Annotated in this window: 20 protein-coding genes; 11 read left to right on the forward strand and 9 right to left on the reverse strand. The window is 63.1% G+C overall.

Annotated features, from left to right (window positions below):
- The 3 genes from HFL01S_RS25275 to HFL01S_RS23480 form a co-directional block, all read right to left on the reverse strand.
- Positions 1-1,633, reverse strand: a 1,633-nt coding sequence (locus HFL01S_RS25275) for a PKD domain-containing protein (RefSeq protein WP_169802373.1), incomplete at its 3' end; no start/stop codon positions are given.
- 479 nt (positions 1,634-2,112) lie between these two features.
- Positions 2,113-3,117 (reverse strand): UDP-glucose 4-epimerase GalE, encoded by a 1,005-nt coding sequence (gene galE / locus HFL01S_RS24920; RefSeq protein ID WP_084383601.1) that lies wholly within the window; start codon positions 3,115-3,117, stop codon positions 2,113-2,115.
- A gap of 76 nt (positions 3,118-3,193) precedes the next feature.
- Positions 3,194-6,064 carry a sensor domain-containing protein gene (locus HFL01S_RS23480; protein ID WP_084383605.1) on the reverse strand — a complete coding sequence of 957 codons (2,871 nt, stop codon included), beginning with the start codon at positions 6,062-6,064 and terminating at the stop codon, positions 3,194-3,196.
- A gap of 373 nt (positions 6,065-6,437) precedes the next feature.
- On the opposite strand from HFL01S_RS23480, the gene HFL01S_RS23485 reads away from it, so the two are divergent.
- The 6 genes from HFL01S_RS23485 (at position 6,438) to HFL01S_RS23510 (ending at position 11,748) form a co-directional block, all read left to right on the forward strand.
- Entirely contained in the window at positions 6,438-6,743 is a 306-nt protein-coding gene (locus HFL01S_RS23485) for an RNA-binding protein (protein ID WP_066263510.1), read from the forward strand.
- A gap of 391 nt (positions 6,744-7,134) precedes the next feature.
- Positions 7,135-8,322, forward strand: coding sequence for an ABC transporter substrate-binding protein (locus HFL01S_RS23490; protein WP_066263511.1), 1,188 nt, complete (start codon positions 7,135-7,137; stop codon positions 8,320-8,322).
- Positions 8,323-8,403: 81 nt separating this feature from the next.
- Positions 8,404-9,267 (forward strand): branched-chain amino acid ABC transporter permease, encoded by an 864-nt coding sequence (locus tag HFL01S_RS23495; RefSeq protein ID WP_066263513.1) that lies wholly within the window; start codon positions 8,404-8,406, stop codon positions 9,265-9,267.
- Positions 9,264-10,274 carry a branched-chain amino acid ABC transporter permease gene (locus HFL01S_RS23500; RefSeq protein ID WP_066263516.1) on the forward strand — a complete coding sequence of 337 codons (1,011 nt, stop codon included), beginning with the start codon at positions 9,264-9,266 and terminating at the stop codon, positions 10,272-10,274. Before HFL01S_RS23495 ends, HFL01S_RS23500 begins: the two co-directional genes overlap by 4 nt.
- On the forward strand, positions 10,271-11,035 hold the full coding sequence (locus HFL01S_RS23505; protein ID WP_066263517.1) for an ABC transporter ATP-binding protein: 765 nt from the start codon (positions 10,271-10,273) through the stop codon (positions 11,033-11,035). The genes HFL01S_RS23500 and HFL01S_RS23505 overlap by 4 nt, the downstream gene beginning before the upstream one ends.
- Positions 11,035-11,748: an ABC transporter ATP-binding protein gene (locus HFL01S_RS23510; protein ID WP_066263523.1), complete on the forward strand. Its 714-nt coding sequence runs from the start codon at positions 11,035-11,037 to the stop codon at positions 11,746-11,748. Before HFL01S_RS23505 ends, HFL01S_RS23510 begins: the two co-directional genes overlap by 1 nt.
- A gap of 6 nt (positions 11,749-11,754) precedes the next feature.
- On the opposite strand, the gene HFL01S_RS23515 is transcribed toward HFL01S_RS23510, so the two are convergent.
- Entirely contained in the window at positions 11,755-12,522 is a 768-nt protein-coding gene (locus HFL01S_RS23515; protein ID WP_066263525.1) for an IclR family transcriptional regulator domain-containing protein, read from the reverse strand.
- 135 nt (positions 12,523-12,657) lie between these two features.
- Here HFL01S_RS23515 and pobA point away from each other — a divergent pair, with 135 nt between their 5' ends.
- Both pobA and HFL01S_RS23525 read left to right on the forward strand, forming a co-directional pair.
- Complete coding sequence (gene pobA, locus HFL01S_RS23520) at positions 12,658-13,842, forward strand: 4-hydroxybenzoate 3-monooxygenase (protein ID WP_066263527.1); 1,185 nt, start codon at positions 12,658-12,660, stop codon at positions 13,840-13,842.
- An 86-nt stretch (positions 13,843-13,928) separates the two neighbouring features.
- Complete coding sequence (locus HFL01S_RS23525; RefSeq protein WP_066263529.1) at positions 13,929-14,834, forward strand: CoA transferase; 906 nt, start codon at positions 13,929-13,931, stop codon at positions 14,832-14,834.
- A 22-nt stretch (positions 14,835-14,856) separates the two neighbouring features.
- Here the strand turns inward: HFL01S_RS23525 and HFL01S_RS23530 are convergent, their stop codons facing one another.
- Positions 14,857-15,753: a class II glutamine amidotransferase gene (locus tag HFL01S_RS23530; protein ID WP_369407760.1), complete on the reverse strand. Its 897-nt coding sequence runs from the start codon at positions 15,751-15,753 to the stop codon at positions 14,857-14,859.
- Positions 15,716-16,408 carry an aspartate/glutamate racemase family protein gene (locus tag HFL01S_RS23535; RefSeq protein WP_066263533.1) on the reverse strand — a complete coding sequence of 231 codons (693 nt, stop codon included), beginning with the start codon at positions 16,406-16,408 and terminating at the stop codon, positions 15,716-15,718. Before HFL01S_RS23535 ends, HFL01S_RS23530 begins: the two co-directional genes overlap by 38 nt.
- A 125-nt stretch (positions 16,409-16,533) precedes the next feature.
- On the opposite strand from HFL01S_RS23535, the gene HFL01S_RS23540 reads away from it, so the two are divergent.
- Positions 16,534-16,995, forward strand: a complete 462-nt coding sequence (locus tag HFL01S_RS23540; RefSeq protein ID WP_066263556.1) for an Lrp/AsnC family transcriptional regulator — start codon at positions 16,534-16,536, stop codon at positions 16,993-16,995.
- On the opposite strand, the gene HFL01S_RS23545 is transcribed toward HFL01S_RS23540, so the two are convergent.
- The gene (locus tag HFL01S_RS23545) at positions 16,983-18,059 is read right to left on the reverse strand and encodes an AI-2E family transporter (RefSeq protein ID WP_066263536.1); all 1,077 of its coding nucleotides are present in this window, start codon (positions 18,057-18,059) and stop codon (positions 16,983-16,985) included. The genes HFL01S_RS23540 and HFL01S_RS23545 overlap by 13 nt on opposite strands.
- Before the next feature lie 184 nt (positions 18,060-18,243).
- Between HFL01S_RS23545 and HFL01S_RS23550 the strand changes: the two genes are divergently transcribed.
- Positions 18,244-19,473, forward strand: a complete 1,230-nt coding sequence (locus HFL01S_RS23550; RefSeq protein ID WP_169802374.1) for a glycosyltransferase family 4 protein — start codon at positions 18,244-18,246, stop codon at positions 19,471-19,473.
- A complete protein-coding gene (locus HFL01S_RS23555; protein ID WP_066263542.1) occupies positions 19,470-20,249 on the forward strand; it encodes a PIG-L family deacetylase in 780 nt (259 codons plus the stop codon). The genes HFL01S_RS23550 and HFL01S_RS23555 overlap by 4 nt, the downstream gene beginning before the upstream one ends.
- Positions 20,250-20,264: 15 nt before the next feature.
- On the opposite strand, the gene HFL01S_RS23560 is transcribed toward HFL01S_RS23555, so the two are convergent.
- Both HFL01S_RS23560 and HFL01S_RS24925 read right to left on the reverse strand, forming a co-directional pair.
- Positions 20,265-20,777 carry a bacteriohemerythrin gene (locus tag HFL01S_RS23560; RefSeq protein WP_066263547.1) on the reverse strand — a complete coding sequence of 171 codons (513 nt, stop codon included), beginning with the start codon at positions 20,775-20,777 and terminating at the stop codon, positions 20,265-20,267.
- A 137-nt stretch (positions 20,778-20,914) separates the two neighbouring features.
- Entirely contained in the window at positions 20,915-21,883 is a 969-nt protein-coding gene (locus HFL01S_RS24925; protein WP_084383604.1) for a TraB/GumN family protein, read from the reverse strand.
- Between the last annotated feature and the right edge of the window lie 971 nt (positions 21,884-22,854).

The raw sequence follows: 22,854 nt of genomic DNA on the forward strand, positions 1-22,854 counted from the left end.
CCACAACGAACAGTTCCCGCGGCTGGAAATACTGACTCGGAGCCAGCGTGTGGTGTTCAACAACATATTGCAGCGCACTGGCCAGATTGATCTGAGCCACCACAAACTCTCCTGTCGGCACTTCAAAAGTATTGCGGTAGAGCAGCAGACGAGACATCGTCACGAACTGCTCAAAGCGCTGAAGGATGTTCAGGTCCATAAAAGTGATGTCACGCGGAAATGCGGACGAAGATGGGCCAATGGCACCTACCAGGATGTTCGCGACCCGTGGCTTCGCCCCGGTTCCGAACGCCCCCACCTGCACGTTCTGACTGCCATGCGCAATCTCGATAGAGCTGAACGTCTCGCCTCGGCGGAGCAGCACCCGGCGATTGCTGAAGCTTGCCGATGAAGGCATTGCAGTCGTCTGGGAGGCGCCTGCCGGACAGCCTGCGAAGTTGCTCGCCGCCGACACGCAGATCGTTCCCGCCCCCGTATAGACCGCATTGGGGTCGAGCACCTCCACGCTGACTGAACGTTCTGAGTACCCCCCCGCCAGATCGGTGGCTCGAACACGCACCTGGTAGGTGCCTGGCTGATCAAACACGTGAGCAGCTAGCGGACCGCCCGTCTGCGCGTTCTTTGGCAGACCGGAGACCGGCCAGACCTGCCCTCGCTCGTCGCCGAAATTGAACGAATAACGCACCTGGTGGAACGGGTGCTGTCCCGCCAGACTGGAGGTGCTGCCCGTGGCGTCAAACTGCACCGCCAACGGCGCTGGACCACTCAGGCGCGTAGCTTCCAGCCGAGCCGAAACCGACTGAGAAGTTTGACCAAGATCTGGAGCGGGCGCTTGAGAACCGCTGCCGAGTACGTAGTAACCAATCCCCTCATAGCGATAGGTGGCATTGAGGTTGGCCTGGATGTTGGCCCGTTCACTCTCACTAGTGGTGTAGAAGTGGAATCCCTTGCTCGGGACGAAGAAGCGGTACAACGGCACAAGACCCTCACCAGCCACCTGGCTGGCGTAGTATGCCACGCCTTCGTATCTGTATTGCGACGATGCAGCTTGCAGGCTGGCTCGTTCTGCTTCACTAATGGTGTAAAAGTGAACCCCACTTCGGATACCAAAAAAACGGTGCACCGGCGAAAGACCAGATGACATGGCACCAGCCACCCAAAAAGCGGCACCTTCCAGCCTGTATGCGGATGAGAAGCTGGCGAGGAGACTGTCTGCCTCGTTAGTGTTTGTGGTGTAGAAGTGAGCACCCGTATTCTGATTGTAAAACCGGTAGGCCGGAATGCCGGCCGCGGCGGCCTTTCGGGCGATCGCACCTGACGCGTAGGACTGCTTACTTGCAATGCTCCCAGTGGGCAAAGTTTCAAGTGGCACAGAAGGATCAACCCGAAGGGCCTCTGCTTCTGCCTTGGCCAAGGCATCTGCCGTCAACTGTGCGTCCGGAACTGCGTTGGAAGACGACGAGCCCCCCCCATCACTCAGGTATGTACCCGTTTGAGTCGAGGTGGACTGAGTGTTGCTCGCAGCGGTGCTTGGGCGCTCGTTGCCACCGCATGCCACCAGCAACACGGCCGAAGAACAGGCAACGCTGGCCTTCACCAATCCGTTGAAAAGTGTATTCATGTATTGATTCATGGAGGGCATGACCGAAGCCGACGGCGACCATGCAGGGCACGGCTGTTGCGCCTCAAGTTCGACATCGAAAAAGTAGTGGCGTCGGACGCGGGGTCAGACCACAAAGGTCTTCGCATCGCAAAGAGCAGGCACTGACGCTGGAGACGCGAACAAAAACCGCGGAAAAAGTGACATGGTGATCATGAGGATGCCCAAGACTGATTTTGGAATTCGTCGATTTAGTATCCGTCGCTCAATCCTTGTGGCTATCCGAATGAGGCGCGCGGTTAGGGGCAGTGTCACTCAGACCCCGCCTCCCTGAGCGATGGTAGAGGACAGGCGGCATCAAGCAGTGATCCAGCGGAGTATCAATGCGTAAGCGACCGCGCGCGGCCAGGCACCACATCTCAACAGGTAAATGCATGTAACATCATGTAATTCATCGATGGCTTGCTTGGTGCGAGTCCGTACGAGCAAGCCGGTGATTCAAAAAGGCCCCCTCACCCTGTAAATAGCCGGCTCTGGAACGCCCAGGCGCTTGAACACATATCCTCCAGCGACCTCGTAGCCCGCCAATTCAGCTCCTGTGCAGCGGAACGGATATCCGCATACGAGCAGGCCACATCCCCTGGTCGACGTTCCGTGATTTCGAAGGGAATGGATCGACCGGATTGCGCCTCGAAAGCACGAACCATTTCCAGGACGCTGTATCCTCGACCGGTTCCCAGATTGAATGCGTGCCAACCGCTGCGCGACGACAGGTAATTCAGGGCAGCCACATGACCTTCGGCCAGGTCTAGGACGTGGATATAGTCCCGAACGCCCGTTCCGTCGGGTGTCGGATAGTCACCACCAAAAACCCTCAACCGTTCCAACTCACCCGACGCCACTTGAACCACATAGGGCATCAGGTTGTTTGGAATCCCTCTTGGTCGGTCACCGATGAGTCCGCTTGAGTGGGCGCCAACGGGATTGAAATAGCGGAGACAGACGACTCCCACAGAGGGGCGGGATGCACTGACATCCCGCAGCATATCCTCTATGTGCAACTTGCTGCGTCCGTACGCATTGACCACGTGCTGCGGATGTGCCTCATCTACAGGAAGATACTGCGGATCACCATAGATGGTGGCGCTGCTGCTGAACACCAGATGGGAAACTGATTCAGCCTCCATGGCCTGAAGCAAGCCCAAAGCTCCGCAGATGTTGTTCTGATAGTACTTCAGAGGCTCCTGAACCGATTCACCAACGGACTTGAAACCTGCAAGATGAATGACCGAGTCAATTGAATTTTCTCGAATGATGCTTCGCACCAGCTCCACATCACCCACATCTCCGCAATAGAAAACTGGAGATTCACCGGCAATCTCAGAAACCCTGTCCACCACACCCCGGTGGCTATTGGAAAGATTATCGAGAATGGCGACACGATGACCTGCGGACATCAACACAACAGCCACATGGCTGCCAATGTACCCACACCCACCTGTTAACAAGACATTCATGATGATTAAAACCCATCCAATACACGCAAACAAACGAGCCAGACAAGCACGCCCCCTCAAATGGGAGCCAGACGGCCTACCCTACAACCGTGGACATCATGTCAGATGACGGGTTGCGGAGAAATGCATCCAGCGTCTCGATAGGGAGGGCGGGCGCAAACAGGTGTCCCTGGAACTGATCGCACCCGAGGTAGGCAAGAAAATCCCGCGCCTCCTGCGTTTCCACCCCTTCGGCCACCACCTGCAGACTCAGACTCTGTGCCAGCGCAATGATGGCGCGGGAGATCGCCGCGTCGTTGGGATCGGTGAGCACATCGGCTACAAAGCCCTTGTCGATTTTCAGCTGATCCAGCGGCAGCCTCTTCAGGCAGGACAGAGATGAGTAGCCCACACCGAAATCATCCAGCGACAGGGTGACCCCCAGCTCTTTGAGCATGCCCATTTTCTGGATGGTGATTTCCATGCGGTCGGCGAGCAGACTTTCGGTCAGTTCCAGCTTCAACCGGTGCGGACGAATGCCTGTGCGCTGGATGGCAGCCATGACCATGTCCACAAAATTCGGATGGCGGAACTGATAGACACTGACGTTCACGGCAATGCTGAGATGGGCCGTTTGTGCTCGTGACGCCCAGGCCGCGAGTTGCTCGCAGGCGGTTTCCAGCACCCACATGCCCAGCGGCAGGATGAGCCCTGTGTCCTCAGCGACCGGAATGAAGTCGGCAGGCCTGATCAGTCCTTTTTCTGGATGTTGCCAGCGCACCAGCGCCTCCACCCCTGTGATGACACCCTGCCGATCCACCTGCGGCTGGTAGTGCACTACAAATTGCTTTTCACGCAGCCCCACGCGCAGGGCGGCTCCAACCGCTGCATTGGCGCTCACCGAGGCCTGCATGTCCGGGTCGAAATAACAAAGGGTGTTGCGACCCAGCCCCTTGGCCTGGTACATGGCGAGGTCGGCCTGCTTCAGCAGCTCGCTCACGTCGCTCTGTTCGCCGTTGAACGAGGTGGCCCCGATGCTGGGCGTCGCAAAGTGCTGGTGCCCGGCAATCTGGAACGGCTCCCGCAATACATTCAGCACCTTTTCCGCCAAGGTGCGCAGCTTGCTGGCGGCGGCGGCAGCGTCCGTGCTCAGGTCATCGACCATCACCACGAACTCATCACCCCCCAGGCGCGCCACGGTGTCGGTCTTGCGAACGCTCTTGGTCAGGCGCTGGGCGACCTGCTGCAGCAACTGGTCCCCGACATGGTGCCCAAGCGTGTCATTGAGGATCTTGAAGTTGTCGAGATCTATGAACATCAGCGCACCGTACTGACCCGAGCGCGCACTCTGCGACAGCGCCTTCTGCAGCCGGTCCAGCAACAGCTGGCGATTGGGCAGGTCCGTCAGAGGGTCGTAAAACGCCAGGTGGCGGATCATGTCCTCCGCGTTCTTGCGCTGTGTGATGTCCCGCCCTACCGCCACCCAGTGCGTCACCTCTTCGGCGCTGGCCTGCACCGACACGACCTCCAGTTCAATCCAGAACGACGCTCCGTTCTTGCGGCGGATCATCAGCTCGGTGCGCGCCTGGCGGGTTTCCCTCAGCCCGCGCGCTTTCTCCAGAAGCTTGTACATCGCCGGGTCGAGCTCAAGCAGGATGCGCGGGGTCTGCCCCAGCACCTCGTCTCGGCTGTAGCCCGTTTGCTTCTCGAACGCATCGTTGACAAACACGATCCGCGGCTCGTCATCGGGGCCAGAGCCGGCCTCGGCGATCGCGACGATGTCGTTCAAGCGGGCCACACTGGTCTCCAGCAGCATCAGCTGCTCCTGCGAACGCCTGCGCTCCGTGACGTCGCGGAAGTACACAGCCAGCCCTTCAGCAAACGGATACGCCCGCACCTCCAGCCATTTTCCCAATGTCGGGAAAAAATCCTCCAGCTCAACACGCCGGTTGGTTTTGAGCGCCACGCCCAGCTGTGTCCGGAACCGCTGCGCCAGCCCCTCGCTGAAGTCGTGCCACACCTCCCGGCCCAGAAGCTCGGCTGTGGTCTTCTGAAGCAGTCGCTCGCTCTCCTGGTTCAGATAGGTGAAGCAGCACTGGCGATCCAGTGTCACAAAGGCCTCTGTGATGCTGGCCAGCGTGGTGGTCAGCCGCATGGCCAGACGCAGTGTTTCCTGCTGAGCCTGCTTCTGAGCGGAGATGTCCTGAACAGCCCCCTGTATTCGAACGATACGTCCCTGCGCGTCGCGCACGGCATTGCCGACTGTGCGAACCCATTTAGGACTCGCTCCGGGTACCTGCACCTGGATTTCTTCATCGAAGGCTTCACCCGTCTGGGCGCAGCGCTCCAGCCGTTGGCGAATGCCGGTGCGCCATTCGGGCGTGTAACGCAGCACCATCGCGGCCAGATCCTCGACCGCCTCGCCGGGACCCAACCCCAAGATGCTGCCGTACTCGTCAGAGTGTTGAATGTGCCCGGTGTTGATGTCCACCGACCAGCTGCCCACACCTGCCGTGTGCTCGGTCAGGTTCAACCGGCTCTCGCTCTCATGCAGCGCCTTGCCCAGCCGCTCTTCCCTGCCCTGGGTCAGGTGTGCAGACTGCTGCTGCTGATAGACCAGCTCCTGCAACTGCCCCACATGACTCGCCAGGGCTTGCAAGGCCGGAAGCATGGTTTTCACCTGCTCGGCGTTCCGTGGTTCGTCGTCCAGCAACGCCAGCCAGATGTCGTTGTAAGCCTCGCTCGCCGGGAGCGGGAGGACGAGACAGAAGCGAATTCGCAGCGAAGCAACCAGTGGGTGCTGTGCCCAAACCTCGAGCGCCGTCAGATCGTGGCATGTCCCAGCCAGTTCGGGGTCGGCCATCACCTTGGCACACAGTTCAGTGGCCATGGCCAGGCCGTTTGCAGGCAACCCGCTGGCAGCCACCAAGAGCGGATCATCCGGTTGGGACCTCACCAGCAGCGCCATAGACGCCTGACCGATGTGGGTCGCCAGTTGGGTGATCTGAGTCCATTCCACACCAGACGCCACCGGGCTTGGGAGTGCTGTCAAGGGAGTTGCTTCATCGTGTGGATCTGCACGGTGTCCTTGTTGCATGGGGCGCCCACTTTCATCGATTGGTGGACCGAGCATACCGCCTCACACACCGTCGTCCCGGCTCTGCAAACGGCCTGAAAGGCGGGGCAGTTGTGGACTAGTTGGCAAGCCCCCTGTTTTGGGGAAGGAAAGACGTAACAGGACAGTTGCAACTTGTAGCTTCCGTATTAACATTGCCCCACGTCAGAAACCCGTACCGAATGATTCAGCATTGGGATCGGGCCCGACGACAGAAAGGGTAAACGTGAGCGCACTGGCAGAACTCCGGCAACACCGTGATGTGAACAGCCTGAGGTCCGCACTGCATGAGCTGTGCGGCCAGTTCGGCCGCATCACGCGACTGGACATCCTTACAGCCATGCATGAAGGCACCAAACAAGCCATTTGCTTCATGCGAATGGAGCGACCCGAGCAGGAGCAAACGCTCATGAAGACGCTGGGAGTCGGCCGTTTTGGTGGTGAGGTGGTGTTTGTGCTCGACCTCAACGTCCCCGTGACAGCGGAAGACGACGGCCCGTCGTCTCAGTGGGCAGAGTCGAATTTCTTCTGAGCACGGCGCTCGCTGCCCTGCTTTAGCGCTCACTGCGCCGCGCACGCAGTTCTAGCGCTTAGGTTCTCCTTTTGCAGAAATACGGACCTAAGGGGCATGCCACCCTTGGTGAGTCGTATTGATCCCCGGCTCAGACTCCTTCAGGCTAGCGAATCATCATTCGCACTCGCCGGTGATCCGGCCCTGCCGGCAAGGGTTTTCACCTGTGCCCACGCCCGAAGACATGCAAGATACTGCATGTGACAGCAATATTTTGCACCGACTGTGGGTTTTGGCTGATCCACACGATTCATTCCTCGATATTTCATGCCTAAAGTACGGGTAACTCTGGATCGTCAGCAGAAAAGCCCGCACCTACAGTGAGTTCGTTCGACATCCAAGGAGACATTTCATGACCACCCGCCGCCTCGTCCTCACCCGCTCCGCTGCCGTGATCGGCGCCGCCTCGTCCGGCTTGCTGCTGCCATCCATCGTGCGTGCACAGTCCGACAAGGTCCGGGTGGGCTTCATGCTGCCCTACACCGGCACCTTTGCGCAGTTGGGCGTGGCGATCGAGAACGGTTTCCGCATGGCCATCAACGAGCAGGGTGGCAAGCTGGGCGGCCGCGAAATCGAATTCTTCAAGGTGGACGACGAGTCCAACCCCGCCAAGGGCATCGAGAATGCTCAGCGCCTCGTGCAGCGCGACAAGGTTGATGTGCTGGTCGGTACAGTGCACTCCGGTGTGCAAATGGGTATCCACAAGGTGGCTCGCGAATCGGGTGTTCTCAACCTGATCCCCAACGCCGGCGTGCACATCGCGACCCGCGCGCAATGCGCTCCCAACGTCTTCCGCACCTCGTTCAGCAACTCCCAGCCCACACTGGCGCTGGGCAAAGCCATGGTCGACCGCGGCCACAAGAAGGCTGTCTGGATCACCTGGAACTACGCCGCCGGCGACGAGGCCTTCGAAGGCTTCGAGCAAAGCTACACCGCTGCGGGCGGCACCATCGTCAAGAAGCTCGGCCTGCCGTTCCCCAACGTCGAGTTCCAGGCCCTGCTGACCGAAATCGCCTCGATCAAGCCCGACGCCGTGGCCTGCTTCTTCGCGGGCGGCGGCGCGGCCAAGTTCCTCAAGGACTACGCCGCTGCCGGCCTGAACAAGAGTATCCAGCTCTACGGTTCGGGCTTCCTGACCGAGGGCGTGCTGGACGCCGCCGGTGACGCCGCCAACGGCGTGCTGACCACCATGCACTACAGCGACTCGCTGGACACCCCGGCCAACAAGAAATTCCGCCTGGAGTACGCCAAGACCTTCAAGCTGCAGCCCGACGTGTACGCCGTGCAGGGCTATGACACCGGTCTGCTGATGGTCAAGGGTGCCAATGCGGTCAAGGGCGACCTGGCCAACAAGAAGGCGCTGTACGCCGCCATGGAAGGCGCGACCATCGACAGCCCGCGCGGCAAGTGGACCATGAGCAAGTCCCACAACCCGGTGCAGGACATGTACCTGCGCAAGGTCGAGAACAAGGAAAACAAGGTCATCGGCATCGCGCAGAAGGCGGTGGCAGATTCCGGCGCCGGCTGCAAATTGAGCTGACCGCGCTCTTTTAGCCCAGCGAATGCCTTGGGCCAGCGCCTGCGCAAGGTGTTGGCCTGAGACTTGCACGCCCACACACCCATGGACTTTGCCAATTTCCTGATCCAGTTGCTCAACAGCCTGCAGTACGGGCTGCTGCTGTTCATGCTGGCCGCCGGCCTGACGCTGATCTTCGGCATCATGGGCGTGGTCAACCTGGCGCACGGCAGCTTCTACATGCTCGGCGCCTACCTGGCGTGGGCGCTGACGGCACAGTTTGAAAGCCTGACCCTGGCCATCATCGTGGGCTGCCTGCTGGCGGTGGCCTTCGGCTGGCTGCTGGAGTGGCTTCTGTTCCGCCACTTCTACCACCGCGACCACCTGGACCAGGTGCTGCTGACTTTCGGCCTGATCTACATCTTCGAAGAGCTGCGCTCCATCCTCTGGGGCGACGACGTGCACTCGGTGGCCGTGCCCGAAGCGGTGAGCCAGTCGATCCAGCTGACCGAGAACCTGTCTTACCCGGTCTACCGGCTGGTGGTGTCTGCGGTGTGCATCGTGCTGGCCCTGGGTCTGTACGGACTGATCAGCAAGACGCGCCTGGGCATGAAGATCCGCGCCGGCGCCTTCAACCGCGAGATGGCCGAGGCCCTGGGCATCAACATCCGGCTGATCCACGGCGTGGTGTTCGCGCTCGGCGTGGCACTGGCCGCCATTGCAGGCATGGTGGCCGCCCCGATCTCCAGCGTCTACCCCGGCATGGGCAGCTCGGTGCTGATCATGTGCTTCGTGGTGGTGGTCATCGGCGGCATCGGCTCGGTGCGCGGCGCCATGGTCGCAGCCCTGCTGGTCGGCCTGGTCGACACCTTCGGCAAGGTGCTGCTGCCACAGATCGCTGGCATGGCCGTCTACATGCTCATGGCCGCCGTGCTGCTCTACAAACCTGAAGGCTTGTTTAAACAATGAGCACGGCCAAAGCCCAACTCGAACGCCTGCCCAAGTCTGTGCAGGTGGTGCTGATCGTCGGCGTGCTCGCGCTGGCGGCCTTCCCGCTGGTGCCGATGGAAAGCACCGACTTCTACCTGCAAATGCTCACGCAGATGATGATCCTGGCCATCTTCGCGATGAGCCTGGACCTGCTGCAGGGTGTGACCGGCCTCGTCTCGCTTGGCCACGCAGCCTACTTCGGCCTGGCCGGCTACGCACTGGCCTTCATCACGCCGGCCGACACTCCCATCGCGCTGTGGTGGAGCCTGCCGCTGGCGGCTGCCGGCGCCGGCCTGGCCGCGCTGATGATCGGTTTCTTCGTGGTCCGCACCCACGGCATCTACTTCATCATGGTCACCATGGCGTTTGCGCAGATGGTGTTCTTCCTGTTCTTCGACAACAAGTCGCTGGGGGGGTCGGACGGCATCTACGTCAACTTCCGGCCCGATGCCACCGCTGTCGGCCTCGACCTGGACAACAAGACCCACTTCTATTACTTCACCCTGGTGGTGCTGATCGCGGTCTACCTGTTCCTGCGCCGCGTGCTGTTCTCGCCCTTCGGCCGCGTGCTGGCCGGCATCCGTGTCAACGAACACCGGCTGCGCGCCGTCGGCTACGGCAGCTTCGGCTACAAGCTCGCGGCCTTCACGCTGGCCGGCACGCTGGCTGGCGTGGCGGGCTATCTCTGGGCCGCGCAGACCGGCTTCGTGAACCCCGAGCTGATGGGTTTCCACATGAGCGCGCACGCGATCATGATGGTCATCCTGGGCGGCATGGGCAACTTCGCAGGTGCCATTGTCGGCGCCTTCACCTTCGAGTACGTGCTGCACCTGGTGAAAGATCTGCCCGCCATCGGCGACTTCGACACCGGCAAGCACTGGCAACTCTGGATGGGCCTGTTCATCGTTTTCATCGTGATCGTGGCTCCGCGAGGACTGCTCGGACTGGCCGAGAAATTCCTGAACCGCAAGGGAGCGTCCAAATGAGCGATGTCGCCCTGCTCGCCGCGGACAAACTCACCAAGCGCTTCGGTGGACTGGCTGCCGTCAACGAGGTATCGGTCAAGCTCTACCGCGACCACCTGCACGCCGTCATCGGACCCAACGGCGCCGGCAAGTCCACGCTGACCAACCTGCTCTCGGGCGACCTGCAACCGACTTCGGGAAAGATCCTGTTCGGCGGCAAGGAAACCGCCGGGAACACGCCCGAATCCATCTCGCGCCTGGGCCTGGGCCGCAGCTACCAGAAAACCAACATCTTCCTGCCCTTCACCGTGTGGGACAACGTGCGCCTGGCCGCGCAGTCGCGCGAGCGGCACGCGCCCTGGAACCCGCTGCACTGGCTGCAGTCCGCCACCAAGATGTCGTCGGTGAACCAGCGCTGTGAGCGCGCCATCGAGCTTGCCGGCCTGACCCACCGGGCACAGACCGTCGCCGCCACCATCAGCCACGGCGAACAGCGGCAGCTGGAAATCGCGATGACCCTGGCCACCGAGCCCACCGTGCTGCTGCTGGACGAACCGCTGGCCGGCATGGGCCAGGCCGAGGCCGAGCGCATGGTGGAGCTGCTGCTCAAGCTCAAGAAGGACCACGCCATGATGCTGGTCGAACACGACATGGACGCTGTCTTCGCGCTGGCCGACCAGCTCACCGTGATGGTCAACGGCCAGGTGATCGCCAGCGGCACGCCAGCCCAGGTCCGCGCCGACCCGCAGGTGCAGGCCGCCTACCTGGGGGATGAACACTGATGACCTCCCCGCTCATCCAGGCCATCGGCCTGAACACCCACTACGGCCAGAGCCACATCCTTCGCGGCATCGACTTCACCGTCGGCCAGGGCCAGACCATCGGCCTGATGGGCCGCAACGGCATGGGCAAGACCACCCTGCTCAAGTCGCTCATGGGCATCGTCAAGCCCAGCGGCGGCACGGTGCAGATCAAGGGCCAGACCATGACCGGCGCCAACCCCTACGAGGTGGCGCGGCAGGGCATCGCCTACGTGCCCGAAGGCCGCGGCATCTTCGGCAACCTGAGCGTGAAAGAGAACCTGGTCATGGCCGCGCGGCCCGGCACCCGTGGGCAGCGCGACTGGACCTACGAACGCGTGCTGGAGACCTTCCCGCGCCTGGCCGAGCGCCTGGGCCACGGTGGGCAACAGCTCAGCGGCGGCGAGCAGCAGATGCTGACCATCGGCCGGGCACTGATGACCAACCCCGATGTGCTGATCCTCGACGAGGCCACCGAAGGCCTGGCGCCGCTGATCGCGCGCGAGATCTGGCGCATCTGCGGCCTGATCCGCGAGAGCGGCATCAGCAGCATCATCGTGGACAAGGCTTGGAAGCAGGTCACCCAGATCACCGACCGCAACGTCATCCTCGTCAAGGGCGAAGTGGTGTTCGAGGGCTCGTCGGACGACCTGCTCTCCAAGCCCGAACTGCTGGAACAGTACCTGGGCGTCTGAGCCCGCTCACAGCAGCGGCCGCAGCTCCCGCGCCGCGTCCAGCAGCAGCGGCAGCAGGTCCTTACGCATCACCTCGGGCGCCAGGCGCTCCGGCGAAGCCACCACGTTCAGCGCCGCCACGGTTTGTCCCTTCATGTTGCGCAGCGGCACGGCCAGCGCGTGCACGCCCAGCTCGTGCTCCTCGCTGGCCAAGGCGTAGTCGTCGGCCTTCACTTGCGCCACGATCGCGCGCAGGGCCTTGTGGTCCACCGTGGTCTTCGGCGTCAGTCGCGGCAGTTCACGGCCCTTGAGCCAGGCGCTGAACTCGGTCTTGTTCATGGCCGCCAGCAACACACGGCCGGTCGACGTCGCATGCACCGGCAGCCGCGCGCCCAGGTGCAGGCCATAGGCCATCAGCCGCTGCCCGCCCACCGACGCGCTGCGCGCCACGATCACCACCTCCTCGCCGTCCAGCACCACGGCCGAGAAGGATTCGCGCGTCTGCGCCGCCAGCCGGTTGAGCGTGGGCTGCAGCAGCCGCGGCAGCCGGGCCGAGGCAAGGTAGCTGCCCGAGAAGCGCAGCACCTTGGCAGATAGCCAGTAGTGCGTGCCGTCCGTGTCCAGGTAACCGAGGTGGGCCAGCGCGAGCAAGTGGCGCCGGGCGGCTGCCCGCGTCAGGCCAGCACGTTCGGCCGCCTGGGTGGCGTTCAGGCGCTGGCGCTCGGTGTCGAAGCTCTCCAGCACCGCCATGCCCTTGGCCATGCCTTCAATGAAATCCGCCTTGGCGATTTCCATGTGTTGTCTCCTACGAAGTGTTGCGCGATCATCGCACATCGAATCCGGTGACCGCGCAAGGATGACGCAGGACCGTTGAGGAATGACGGGGGCCTGCCTACAGTCGCTCCTGTTCAATTTCCAAGGAGACACCCCATGCGCACCCAGGTCGCCATCATCGGTGCAGGCCCCTCCGGTCTGCTGCTCGGTCAGTTGCTGCACAAGGCCGGCATCGACGCCATCATCCTGGAGCGCCAGAGCCCGGACTACGTGCTCGGCCGCATCCGCGCCGGCGTGCTGGAACAGGTGGCCACCGATCTGCTGGACGAAGCCGGCGTGGGCCAGCGCATGCACGCCGAAGGCTTGGTGCACACCGGCTTTGACATGCTGTTCAACGGCGAGCGCCACCGCATCGACCTGGAAAAGCTCACCGGCGGCAAGAAGGTCATGATCTACGGCCAGACCGAGGTCACCCGCGACCTGATGGACGCCCGCAGCGCCGCCGGCCTGCCCACGGTGTACGAGGCCTCCAACGTGCAGGTGCACGATTTCGACACCAAGAACCCCCGCGTGACCTACGAGAAGGACGGCCAGAGCCACACCATCGAGTGCGACTTCATCGCAGGTTGCGATGGCTTCCATGGCGTGTGTCGCGCCAGCGTGCCGCGCGGTGCGATCAAGGAGTTTGAAAAGGTCTACCCCTTCGGCTGGCTGGGCCTGCTGTCTGACACACCGCCGGTGCACCACGAACTGATCTACGTGAACCACCCGCGCGGCTTTGCGCTGTGTTCGCAGCGCAGCGAAACGCGCAGCCGCTACTACCTGCAGGTACCGCTGACCGACAAGATCGAACAGTGGAGCGACGATGCCTTCTGGAACGAACTCAAGCTGCGTCTCGACCCGGAAGCTGCCGAGAAGCTGGTGACCGGCCCGAGCCTGGAGAAGAGCATTGCGCCGCTGCGCAGCTTTGTGACCGAGCCGCTGCGTTTTGGCCGCATGTTCCTGGCCGGTGACGCCGGCCACATCGTGCCGCCCACCGGAGCCAAGGGTCTGAACCTGGCCGCCACCGACGTGAAGTACCTGAGCAACGCGCTGGTCGAGTTCTACAGCGAGAAGAGCGAGGCCGGCATTGACGGGTATTCCGAGCGCTGTCTCAAGCGCATCTGGCGCGCCGAACGTTTCAGCTGGTGGTTCACGTCCATCATGCACAACTTCGAGGGCGAAGGCGCCATCAACGGCAAGCTGCAGCAGGCCGAACTCGACTACCTAATGCACTCGGAAGCGGGTCTGAAGACCATCGCCGAGAACTACGTCGGACTTCCGCTCGATTTCGGTCAGTGATCCTGGGTGACACGCCCGGTGTCGCCTGCGCGCGGAGCAGGAGCAGACTTGGCGGTACATTGACGTTAACGTCAATCCGAGCTGCCATGTCCACCTCCTCCGCTGCCACCCACAAGCCCCTCAAGCCCCTGCGCGGGGTCCGCATCCTCAGCCTCGCACTGAACCTGCCCGGTCCGGCCGCGCTCATGCGCCTCCAGGCCATGGGCGCCACCTGCCTCAAAGCCGAACCGCCCGGCCCCAAGGGCGCCAGCGGCGACCCGATGGGCCAGTACAACCCCACGGCCTACGCCACGATGCACGGTGGCATCAAGGTCCTCACCATCGACCTCAAGACCGACAAGGGGCAGCAACGGCTGCACAAGGCACTGGCGCGCACCGACGTGCTGCTGACTTCGTTCCGCCCATCGGCGCTGCTCAAGCTCGGCCTGGGCTGGAAGGCGCTGCACAAGGCCTATCCGGCGTTGTCGGTGGTTGCCATCGTGGGCGCGCCCGGCGCACGCGCCGAAGAGCCGGGTCACGACCTCACCTACCTGGCCGACGCGGGCCTCGTCACCGGCCTGGACCTGCCCGCCACGCTGTTCGCCGACATGGGCGGCGCGCTCATGGCCAGTGAGGCGACGCTCAAGGCCGTGCTGGCGCAGAAAGCCGGCGGCAAGGGCGTGTTCCAGGAAGTCGCGCTGAGCGATGCCGCGGCCTGGCTCGCCCTGCCCCGCCACTGGGGCCTCACCCAGCCCAAAGGAGCTGTCGGCGGCGCCCACGCGGGCTACCGCGTCTACCCCTGCAAGGACGGCCGGGTCGCCGTGGCCGCGCTGGAGCCGCATTTCGCCGCGTCGCTGTGCGCTGCGGCCGGCGTGACCATGGACGGTATGGCCACGCTGTTCCTGCCCACCACCCACAAAGCCATCGCCGCCTTTCTGGCCAGCCAGACCCGCAAGCAGCTCGACGCGCTCGCCACCGCGCGCGACATTCCGCTGCACACACTCGGCACCTGAACCTTGCGTGCCGACCGCCGCCTCAGGCGGCTTCGGGCACCATCATCTTCGCCGCCTCACCCGGGACCGGGAAACGGCGCGTGCGCGCGCAATGGTGCGCCCACACCTGCCGACCGCCCACGAACACCCGCGTGTCGCCGGTGTCCAGCCGCTCCCAGGTTTCGTCCAAGGTCAGCGGTTCGGTCGCGATGATCACCATGCGGTCGTCGGGCCCATTGAGTTCGCCCAGGTCCATGCTCAGGTCGCAGTCCACCAGCCGCGCGCGCGGGAACGGGTGTGCGCGCTGCAGGGTCGCCAGCTGGCTGGAGCAGTGCACAAACAGCGCCTCTCCGTTGGTGAGCAGGCAGTTGAAATTGCCGTGGCGCGCGATCTCGGCGTTGCACTTGGCCAGTTCGGGTGCGATGGCGTCCCAGGTGGGCGGGCGCTGCCAGCTGGCAAAGACCGAGCGAAGCCACTGCATCACATAGCAGAAAGCCTTCTCGCTGTCGGTGCTGCCGGCCGGCAGATAGCTGCCGTCCAGCGGCGGGTGGAAGTTCTGCAGGTCGCCGTTGTGCGCAAAGAACCAGTGCCGCCCGAGCCACTCGCGGCTGAACGGGTGGGTGTTGGCCAGGCCTACCGAGCCCTGAGTCGCCTTGCGGATGTGCGCAATGACGTTGTGCGAGCGGATCGGATGCTCCCGGACGAAGGCCGCCAGCCGCGATTCGCTGGCAGGTCGGTCGTCGAGAAACGACCGGGCGCCGGTGGGCTCGTAGAACGCGATGCCCCAGCCGTCGACGTGGTCCGCCGTGCAGCCGCCGCGCTGCGCGAAGCCGGTGAAGGAAAAGCGGATCGAGGCCGCGGCGCTGCTGTTCATGCCCAGAAGCTGGCACATCGGCAGGCCCTCAGTTCGCCAGCGAAAATTCCACCGCCGCCAGCGCATGCAGGGCCGTGGTGTCGAAGGTCGGGATCGGGCTGTCTTCGGGCCGGATGATCAGAGGCAGCTCGGTGCAACCCAGCACCACGCCCTGCGCGCCACGCGACTGCAGGTCGGTGATGCAGTCGGTGAACCACTGGCGCGAGAGCTCGTGCAGCTCGCCGCGGCACAGCTCCTCGAAGATGATGCGGTGGATCTCCTGGCGCTGCACCTCGTCCGGCAGCACGCAGCGGATGCCGCGCTGCGCCAGCTGCTCCACGTAGAACGCTCGCTCCATGGTGAAGCGCGTGCCCATCAGGCCCACGGTGTCCAGGCCCTGCGCCAGGATGGCGTCGGCGGTGACGTCGGCGATGTGGATCAGCGGCACGTCGGTGGCGGCCTGCACCTGCGGCGCCAGCTGGTGCATGGTGTTGGTGCCGATCAGCAGGCACTCGGCGCCGGTGTCACTGAGGCGCCGCGCCGCGTCGCAGAGGATGCCGGCCATGCCGTCCCAGTCGCCCGCGCGCTGGCGCTGGGCGATGTCCTGGAAGTCCAGGCTGACCAGGTTCATGCGCGCGCTGCTCAGGCCGCCGAGCCGGCGCGACACCTCGCGGTTGATGATCTGGTAGTAGAGGGTGGTCGATTCCCAGCTCATGCCGCCGATCAGGCCAATGGTTTTCATGGGTTCTCCTTGGTTCGTGGAATGGAGAAAGTTTCCCACCAGCCTCGAAGAAATGGCTTGCCAAATTCGGCGTCAGGACGGCACTATTGAGCATTGATTTGCTCAAATAGACCATGAAAAGAAAACTGGATGCCACGGACCGGCAAATTCTCTCCATCCTGCAACGCAACGCCGAAACCCCGCTGGCCGAGGTGGCGGCCGCCGTGCACCTGTCGTCCACGCCCTGCTGGCGGCGCATCCAGCGCCTGCGCGAACAGGGTTTCATCACGCGCCAGGTCGCGCTGGTCGACGCCGCGAAGATCAACCTGGGTGTGACGGTCTTTGTCTCGGTGCGCACCAGCCAGCACAACCAGGCCTGGTTCGAACGCTTTCGCGACGCGGTGCGCGACATCCCCGAGGTGATGGAGCTCTACCGCATGAGCGGCGATGTCGACTACCTGATGAAGATCGTAGTGCCCGACATCGCCGCCTACGACCGGGTCTACCAGCGCCTGATCCGCTCGGTCGACCTGTCAGACGTCAGCAGCAGCTTTGCGATGGAGGAACTGAAGAACACCACCGCGCTGCCGCTGGACTACGCCGACTGAGGGCGCTCGGGCTTGTCGTCCAGCCCGCGCACCCACTCACGCCAGATCGCCACCAGCAGCGCCATCAGCACAGGGCCCACAAACAGGCCCACCATGCCCAGGGTCGAGACCCCGCCGACCAGCCCGAAAAAGGTCGGCAGGAAGGGCAGCTTCACCGGACCACCGACCAGGCGCGGGCGCAGCGTCTTGTCGACGATGAACAGCTCGACCGAGCCCCAGGCGAACAGCGCCAGCCCGGCCACCGCATCGCCCGAGCCGACGAGATAGAGCGACACCAGGGTGAACGAGAGCGGCGCACCGCCCGGGATCATGGCCATGAACCCGGTGATCACGCCCAGCAGAACGGGCGACGGCACCCCCGCGATCCAGTAGGCCACGCCCAGCACCACGCCTTCGCCAATGGCGATCAGGCCCATGCCGGTGACGGTGGCGCTCACCGTGGCCGGCACCACGCGCGAGAAGCGCTGCCAGCGCTCGGGCAGCAGGTGCTCGCCCACGCGGTCCAGCTGGCCGGCAATGTGCGAACCGTCCTTGTAGACAAAGAACAGCGTGATCAGCATGAACAGCACCAGCAGCAGCAGGCCCGCCAGGTTGCCGGCCGCCGCCAGCACGGTGCGCGAGATGTTGCCCACATGCTGTCCCGACAGCATCTGGATCCAGGCGCCCAGCGCATGGGGCTCGCCCAGGTGTTCGCGCCACAACGCCGCCAGCTGGGCGCCGACCAGTGGCAGCGCCTCGATCCAGGCCGGTACGGCGGCGCCATGGCGGTTGGCCTCGATGGCCCAGCGCACGAACTCGCTCGCTTCGCGAATCGCAAAGTGAATCGCCACAGACAGCGGCACCACCAGCACCACGAGCACCACCAGGATTGCGAGGCTGGCGGCCAGCGTGGTCCGGCCAGAGCAGCGGACGACCAGCCGGCGGTAGAGCGGCCAGGTGGCGAACCCGATGATCAGGGCAGCCAGACCGGGAACCAGGAAGCCGTGGAAGAAATAGATGCCGGCGGCAAGGATCAGCAGCAGCAGACCACGGGTGATGAGGGAGGCACTGAAAACGGGGGGCATCCGGGGATTCTGTCACGGGGGCATGACCACACAGGCGCGGTCAGGCACCCGTTCGGCCGCCGGGCCGTGCAAGCCGCTGAATCGGACACAGACGCCTTCGGGCCAGCGAAACGCCGCACCGGATATGCACACGCGTAAGCTGTTTGGATCCGTACGACGCCCCATGCCCCTCCAGTGCCGCGCCATGCCTGAAGCCCCGCCCCCGCTCGCCACCGCAGCGCCATCCTGGCGCCTGGTGGTGCTGTCCTCGTTGCCCGGCATACGGAGCGCCGAGGGTCACTGGCTGCTACCGGCAAAGTTCGTCAACGGCATGAAGCAGTACGTGGAACGCTGGAACGGACCCGTGGTGGTGGGACTGCAGGCAGGGCACGAGCCCAGCGGGGATCTGGACAACCGCCACTGGATCCCCAGCGAGTTGCCGTTTGAAATCCGGATCGTGGATTTCCGCGAGCTGGCCGGCAGCGGCGGACCGCTGCTGCAACGGTCCATCCTGCTGGTCACGCTCAACCACCTGCTGTATGGCCTGGGCCAGCGCTGCCGGGAACAGGGCGGCATTCTGGTCGCGAACACCGAACTGACGCTGACCACCCAGTTGCAGATTGCACGGTCGGTCCACGGCTGGGGACCCTCTCTTCTCAAGACTGGGCTCTGGCTGCTTCTCAACCACCGCCGTGCCCTGGCGGAAATCCGGTCAGCCCACGGCCTGCAGTGCAACGGAACGCCCACATTCGAGGCATTCGCCAGGCACAACCCTGACCCCCTGCTCTACTTCGACAACCGGGTGGCCTCTGAGCTTTGTGCGACCCCCGAAGAGATCGGGGCTCGTTGCGAAGCCCTGTCCCGGCAGCGGCGTCTGCGATTGATCTACTCCGGACGCTTGCATCCCATCAAAGGGGTGCACCACCTGGTGCCCCTGGCCCGCAGGCTCCGGGACCGGAACATCGAGTTCGAGCTCCGCATCGCGGGGGACGGGCCGCTGCGGGCCGCGCTGGAGGCGCAAATCGCCCACCACGGGCTGCATGGACAAGTCCGGTTGCTGGGGACGCTGGATTTTCACGCCCAGCTGATGCCCATGTTGCGGCGCGAAATCGATCTGTTTGTCTGCCCCCACCTGCAGGGGGACCCTTCGTGCACGTACCTGGAAACGCTGTGCGCCGGGGTGCCCATCGTCGGCTATGCCAACGAAGCCTGGCGTGGCCTTCAACGGCTGAGCTCCGGCGGTCGGGTGTGCGCCCTGGGGCGCCCCGGAGCACTGGCCGACGAAATCGAGACGCTGTCCAACGACCTGAACGCACTGAAGGCGCTGGCCATGAGCGCGCGTGCGTTCGCCGTCCAGCATGTCTTCGAGATCGAGTTCGAACGGCGCATCGTTCACCTCCAGCGACTCTGCGAGGCAGCGGAGCAACGGACATGACCAAGCTGTCCAATGCAACGGAGGTGCGGTCCTGGCTGGAGCAGCTCGGGGTCGAGAGGGTGATCGTGATTTCGCCTCATCTCGACGACGCGGTGTTCTCGGTCGCCGGCATCTTGAGCGCATGCCGCGACCGGGCCGAGGTGATCACGGTGTTCACCGAAAGATCGGCGGGACAGAACGACACCTGGGCCCGGACGACAGGCTTTCCAGACAGCGCCGCCGAACACCTGGCTCGGCGCCAGGAAGATGCGCTGGCGATGAGCCGGATCGGATGCGGATTCCAGCACCTTGGATGTCATCAAGAGCATCTCGACGAACGCACGGTCGCCCAGGCGGTGGACGCAATGACCCAGAGCCGGACTGAAGGCCTTTCTCGCACGCTGGTGCTGCTTCCCGCAGGCGCTGGTGGACCGACGCCCTCAACGCCTCTTGCGCAACTGGCGTGGCGCCTGCTCCGCCGTCCTTGGGGCTGCATGCCGCATGGGGAGCACGAGTTGGCCCGTGATCTTTTCTGGCAAGCCTTGTCGGGGACCCAAGCGCGGCTGGGCTTCTATGCAGAACTACCGTATGCCTGGGCACACAGCAACAAGGCGCTGCGAGAGCGTCTGCACCAGATGCTGGGTTGCCACACCGAACTGGTGGAACACCGCCACGACACCGCGGAAAAGATCCGCCTGGTCGAGCTCTACGCGTCGCAGCTGATCCCCATCTTCGGCCCCAACCCGGCCTATCGGCGGCGGGTTCTCGAACGAGCGGAATGCCTTCTCATGGCCTGAACAGCCCTGAAGCACTCACTCGTCGTTGCCGAACAGTCGGGCGAAGAAGCCGCGCTTCTTCTTCAGGTGCAGCTCACGGATCAACTCCTCCTTGATCTGCGCCTTCATGTCGGTGTCGCCATGCCCGACGTTCTTCAAGTACACCTTCACAGAATCCGTGTAGCTGCGGTCGTCGTTGCGGATGTGGTTGAACAGCCAGCGCGAGAGCATGGCATGCAGGTCAGAAGCCACGTCCTCACCCGCCTCGAAGCGCATGCGGTACTCGCCCACCTTGCGGGTGAACAACTCATGGATCTTCTTGTGCGGGCCGGCGAACATGTAGCCCGCATCGGTCATCAGCGATTCCTCGAACGCAAAATGCGACAGGGTGTAGTCGACCATCTCATCGATGACGGCGCCCACCGCCTCCCGATCATGGTGATCGCGGGCGTCGTAAAGCTGGTTGATGTAGTCGACGATGCGCCTGTGCTGCCCGTCGATTTCACGGATGCCGGTTTCGAGGTCCGGCGTCCAGTTCAGATGTGCCATGTCAGATGTCCTCAGGCAGGTGACAGGGAGTCACCCGAGAAGTGACAAATTGTGTACAGATTCCCTCTGCGCTGTGAGGGAAAACGGCCGCTTGCTGACCTATCTCAATCTCTCGCCCGCCAACTGAGTCCACAGCACTAGAACACCCGCTGGACTTTGAAACCTTTGGCCTGCAAAAGCGCTGGCAAGCCCTGCTTGCCCACCATGTGCAGAGCACCCACCGCGGCGAATACACTGGCGCCAGCATGCAGCTTGTCGATCGCATCGGCCAGCCCCGGGTTGCGACCATCCACCAGCCGGTCATATGTCTCCCGCTCGGTTGCCGTGTTCAGGCAGTCGCACCATTCGGGATACTTCTCCAGGTCCCTCAGATCGTTGCTGGCCCAGGCATGGGCCAGTCGTTCGAGACTGCGCGCAGCCTGCGGCCGCTGTAATTCGGCCAGCATCTCGCGCACCATCGCTGCGGCCTCCTCATCATTGCGAGCCAGCAGGGCCGAAAGCTGAGTGTCCACCGACTCCAGTCCAACCACCGGCCGCTCAGCACGCAAGCTGTACAGCAGCAGAACTGCTTCGGCACCGTACATCGGAAACAACCCTGCTCGCTGGGCCTGAGCCACTGCCAAACGGGTCGCATGGTACTCAGCTGCGCCCAGATCAAGATCGGCAGGCGGCAGACACTCGGCCACCCATGCCTTGCGCAGCGAATGCATCAGGTCGGCCGGCAGTGGTCGTGCAGCCCCAGACGACACGCGGCGAAGTTCTGTCAGCACCGCTGGATCCGTTGCATCGATCTCCAATGCCAGCACGCCTGATCGAAACAGCGAAGACTCAAGCTTGGGGCCGAGGGCAAACCACTCGGGTCGACCAGCATGGATCGTTCCATAGAGATAGGAATCGCGCCCATCGCGACTGATCAGCCAAAGGAAACCACGGTCGGTGGCCTGCCGCTGCGCATTGAGCCTCAACTCACGGTCAGGAAACGGAGGCTGTGGCGGGCAAGAAGGGAGATCTGCAGTCGCAACGATCAACGAGGCGTGTACACCCGAGCACATGAATGCGGCTACGAGACACAACCCACGCTGTTGCAGCCAGTTGAAGAGCGACATGCGTCTATTGTCGACTCACGTACCCTGGATCTGAATTGGCCAGCCTGCGATCACAGGCGAGGCGACCGGCACAGCTCAATGCACTCTTTTTTTAGTACGACCGAGTCGATCACGGCGCATGCGAGCTCGCAACAAGCTCGCGACAGAAGGCTCTCGTTGCAGTCTCAACGACAAAGAGGCCACAAAAACATGAGACCAAGGAGCAACAGGCTGGTAACTCGTTGGAAGCGCACGTAACTCTGTGAAACGGTGCACCAGTTGCGCATTCAGTTTCCGGAAACTCGGACGACAAAAAACGTGAGAGACGGGAAATCCCGGGCTCTCCGAGCACAGATCCAGCCATGGGTCCCGAGGGACAAGCTCGCAACGTGCACAACCGCCACAGGCTCTCTTGTGGCTGTTATGTCGTCGCGAACTTATGAAGTGATCACCGGGTTTCTCGGAGATCACCGGGCAATGTCAACCGAGGCGACTGGGCAATCAGTTCACTGTAGGTCAGGAGATGACGTCCTCTACAGAACAGCTGATCGCTGGGAGTCAAAACTGTTTAAGGAATCTTATGTCTTCGCGCTCTTTTTCGCTACTGCCAGTATTGCCAGTGTCTCCGGCAAAGTCAACCCTCCATGTTCTGATGGGCAGCGCCATGCTGCTCGCATTTGGTGAGGCACCTGCCCAGACTTCGAACACCCCTCCCCAGGGCTATGTGCTGTGCGCCTCCGAATGGAATCAATGCCGATTCAGCAGCACCGCCAATGTGGTGTACGGCGCCCGCACGACGTGGACTGCTCCCCGCAGTTTCACCGGGGGGGTGGCTTGTTCCAACACCACTTTTGGGGATCCTTTGCCGGGTGTAGCCAAGGCTTGCTATCTGCAAACAGCCACTGCTCCTGCTCCTGCTCCTGCTCCTGCTCCTGCTCCTGCTCCTGCTCCTGCTCCTGCTCCTGCTCCTGCTCCTGCTCCTGCTCCTGCTC

The sequence above is a fragment of the Hydrogenophaga flava NBRC 102514 genome, from assembly GCF_001571145.1.
Lineage (GTDB): Bacteria > Pseudomonadota > Gammaproteobacteria > Burkholderiales > Burkholderiaceae_C > Hydrogenophaga > Hydrogenophaga flava.

Bases quoted from the DNA above. Each gene is read 5' to 3' on its own strand.
- HFL01S_RS23530 (WP_369407760.1), bottom strand. From the start codon at position 15,753: ATGCGCTGGCGGCGGTGGAATTTTCGCTGGCGAACTGAGGGCCTGCCG.
- HFL01S_RS23560 (WP_066263547.1), bottom strand. From the start codon at position 20,777: ATGGCACATCTGAACTGGACGCCGGACCTCGAAACCGGCATCCGTGAA.
- HFL01S_RS23505 (WP_066263517.1), top strand. From the start codon at position 10,271: ATGAGCGATGTCGCCCTGCTCGCCGCGGACAAACTCACCAAGCGCTTC.
- HFL01S_RS23500 (WP_066263516.1), top strand. From the start codon at position 9,264: ATGAGCACGGCCAAAGCCCAACTCGAACGCCTGCCCAAGTCTGTGCAG.
- HFL01S_RS23480 (WP_084383605.1), bottom strand. From the start codon at position 6,064: ATGGCGCTGCTGGTGAGGTCCCAACCGGATGATCCGCTCTTGGTGGCT.
- HFL01S_RS23525 (WP_066263529.1), top strand. From the start codon at position 13,929: ATGTCCACCTCCTCCGCTGCCACCCACAAGCCCCTCAAGCCCCTGCGC.
- HFL01S_RS23545 (WP_066263536.1), bottom strand. From the start codon at position 18,059: ATGCCCCCCGTTTTCAGTGCCTCCCTCATCACCCGTGGTCTGCTGCTG.
- galE (WP_084383601.1), bottom strand. From the start codon at position 3,117: ATGAATGTCTTGTTAACAGGTGGGTGTGGGTACATTGGCAGCCATGTG.
- HFL01S_RS23490 (WP_066263511.1), top strand. From the start codon at position 7,135: ATGACCACCCGCCGCCTCGTCCTCACCCGCTCCGCTGCCGTGATCGGC.
- HFL01S_RS23515 (WP_066263525.1), bottom strand. From the start codon at position 12,522: ATGGAAATCGCCAAGGCGGATTTCATTGAAGGCATGGCCAAGGGCATG.
- pobA (WP_066263527.1), top strand. From the start codon at position 12,658: ATGCGCACCCAGGTCGCCATCATCGGTGCAGGCCCCTCCGGTCTGCTG.
- HFL01S_RS23550 (WP_169802374.1), top strand. From the start codon at position 18,244: ATGCCTGAAGCCCCGCCCCCGCTCGCCACCGCAGCGCCATCCTGGCGC.
- HFL01S_RS23535 (WP_066263533.1), bottom strand. From the start codon at position 16,408: ATGAAAACCATTGGCCTGATCGGCGGCATGAGCTGGGAATCGACCACC.
- HFL01S_RS23555 (WP_066263542.1), top strand. From the start codon at position 19,470: ATGACCAAGCTGTCCAATGCAACGGAGGTGCGGTCCTGGCTGGAGCAG.
- HFL01S_RS24925 (WP_084383604.1), bottom strand. From the start codon at position 21,883: ATGTCGCTCTTCAACTGGCTGCAACAGCGTGGGTTGTGTCTCGTAGCC.
- HFL01S_RS23510 (WP_066263523.1), top strand. From the start codon at position 11,035: ATGACCTCCCCGCTCATCCAGGCCATCGGCCTGAACACCCACTACGGC.
- HFL01S_RS23495 (WP_066263513.1), top strand. From the start codon at position 8,404: ATGGACTTTGCCAATTTCCTGATCCAGTTGCTCAACAGCCTGCAGTAC.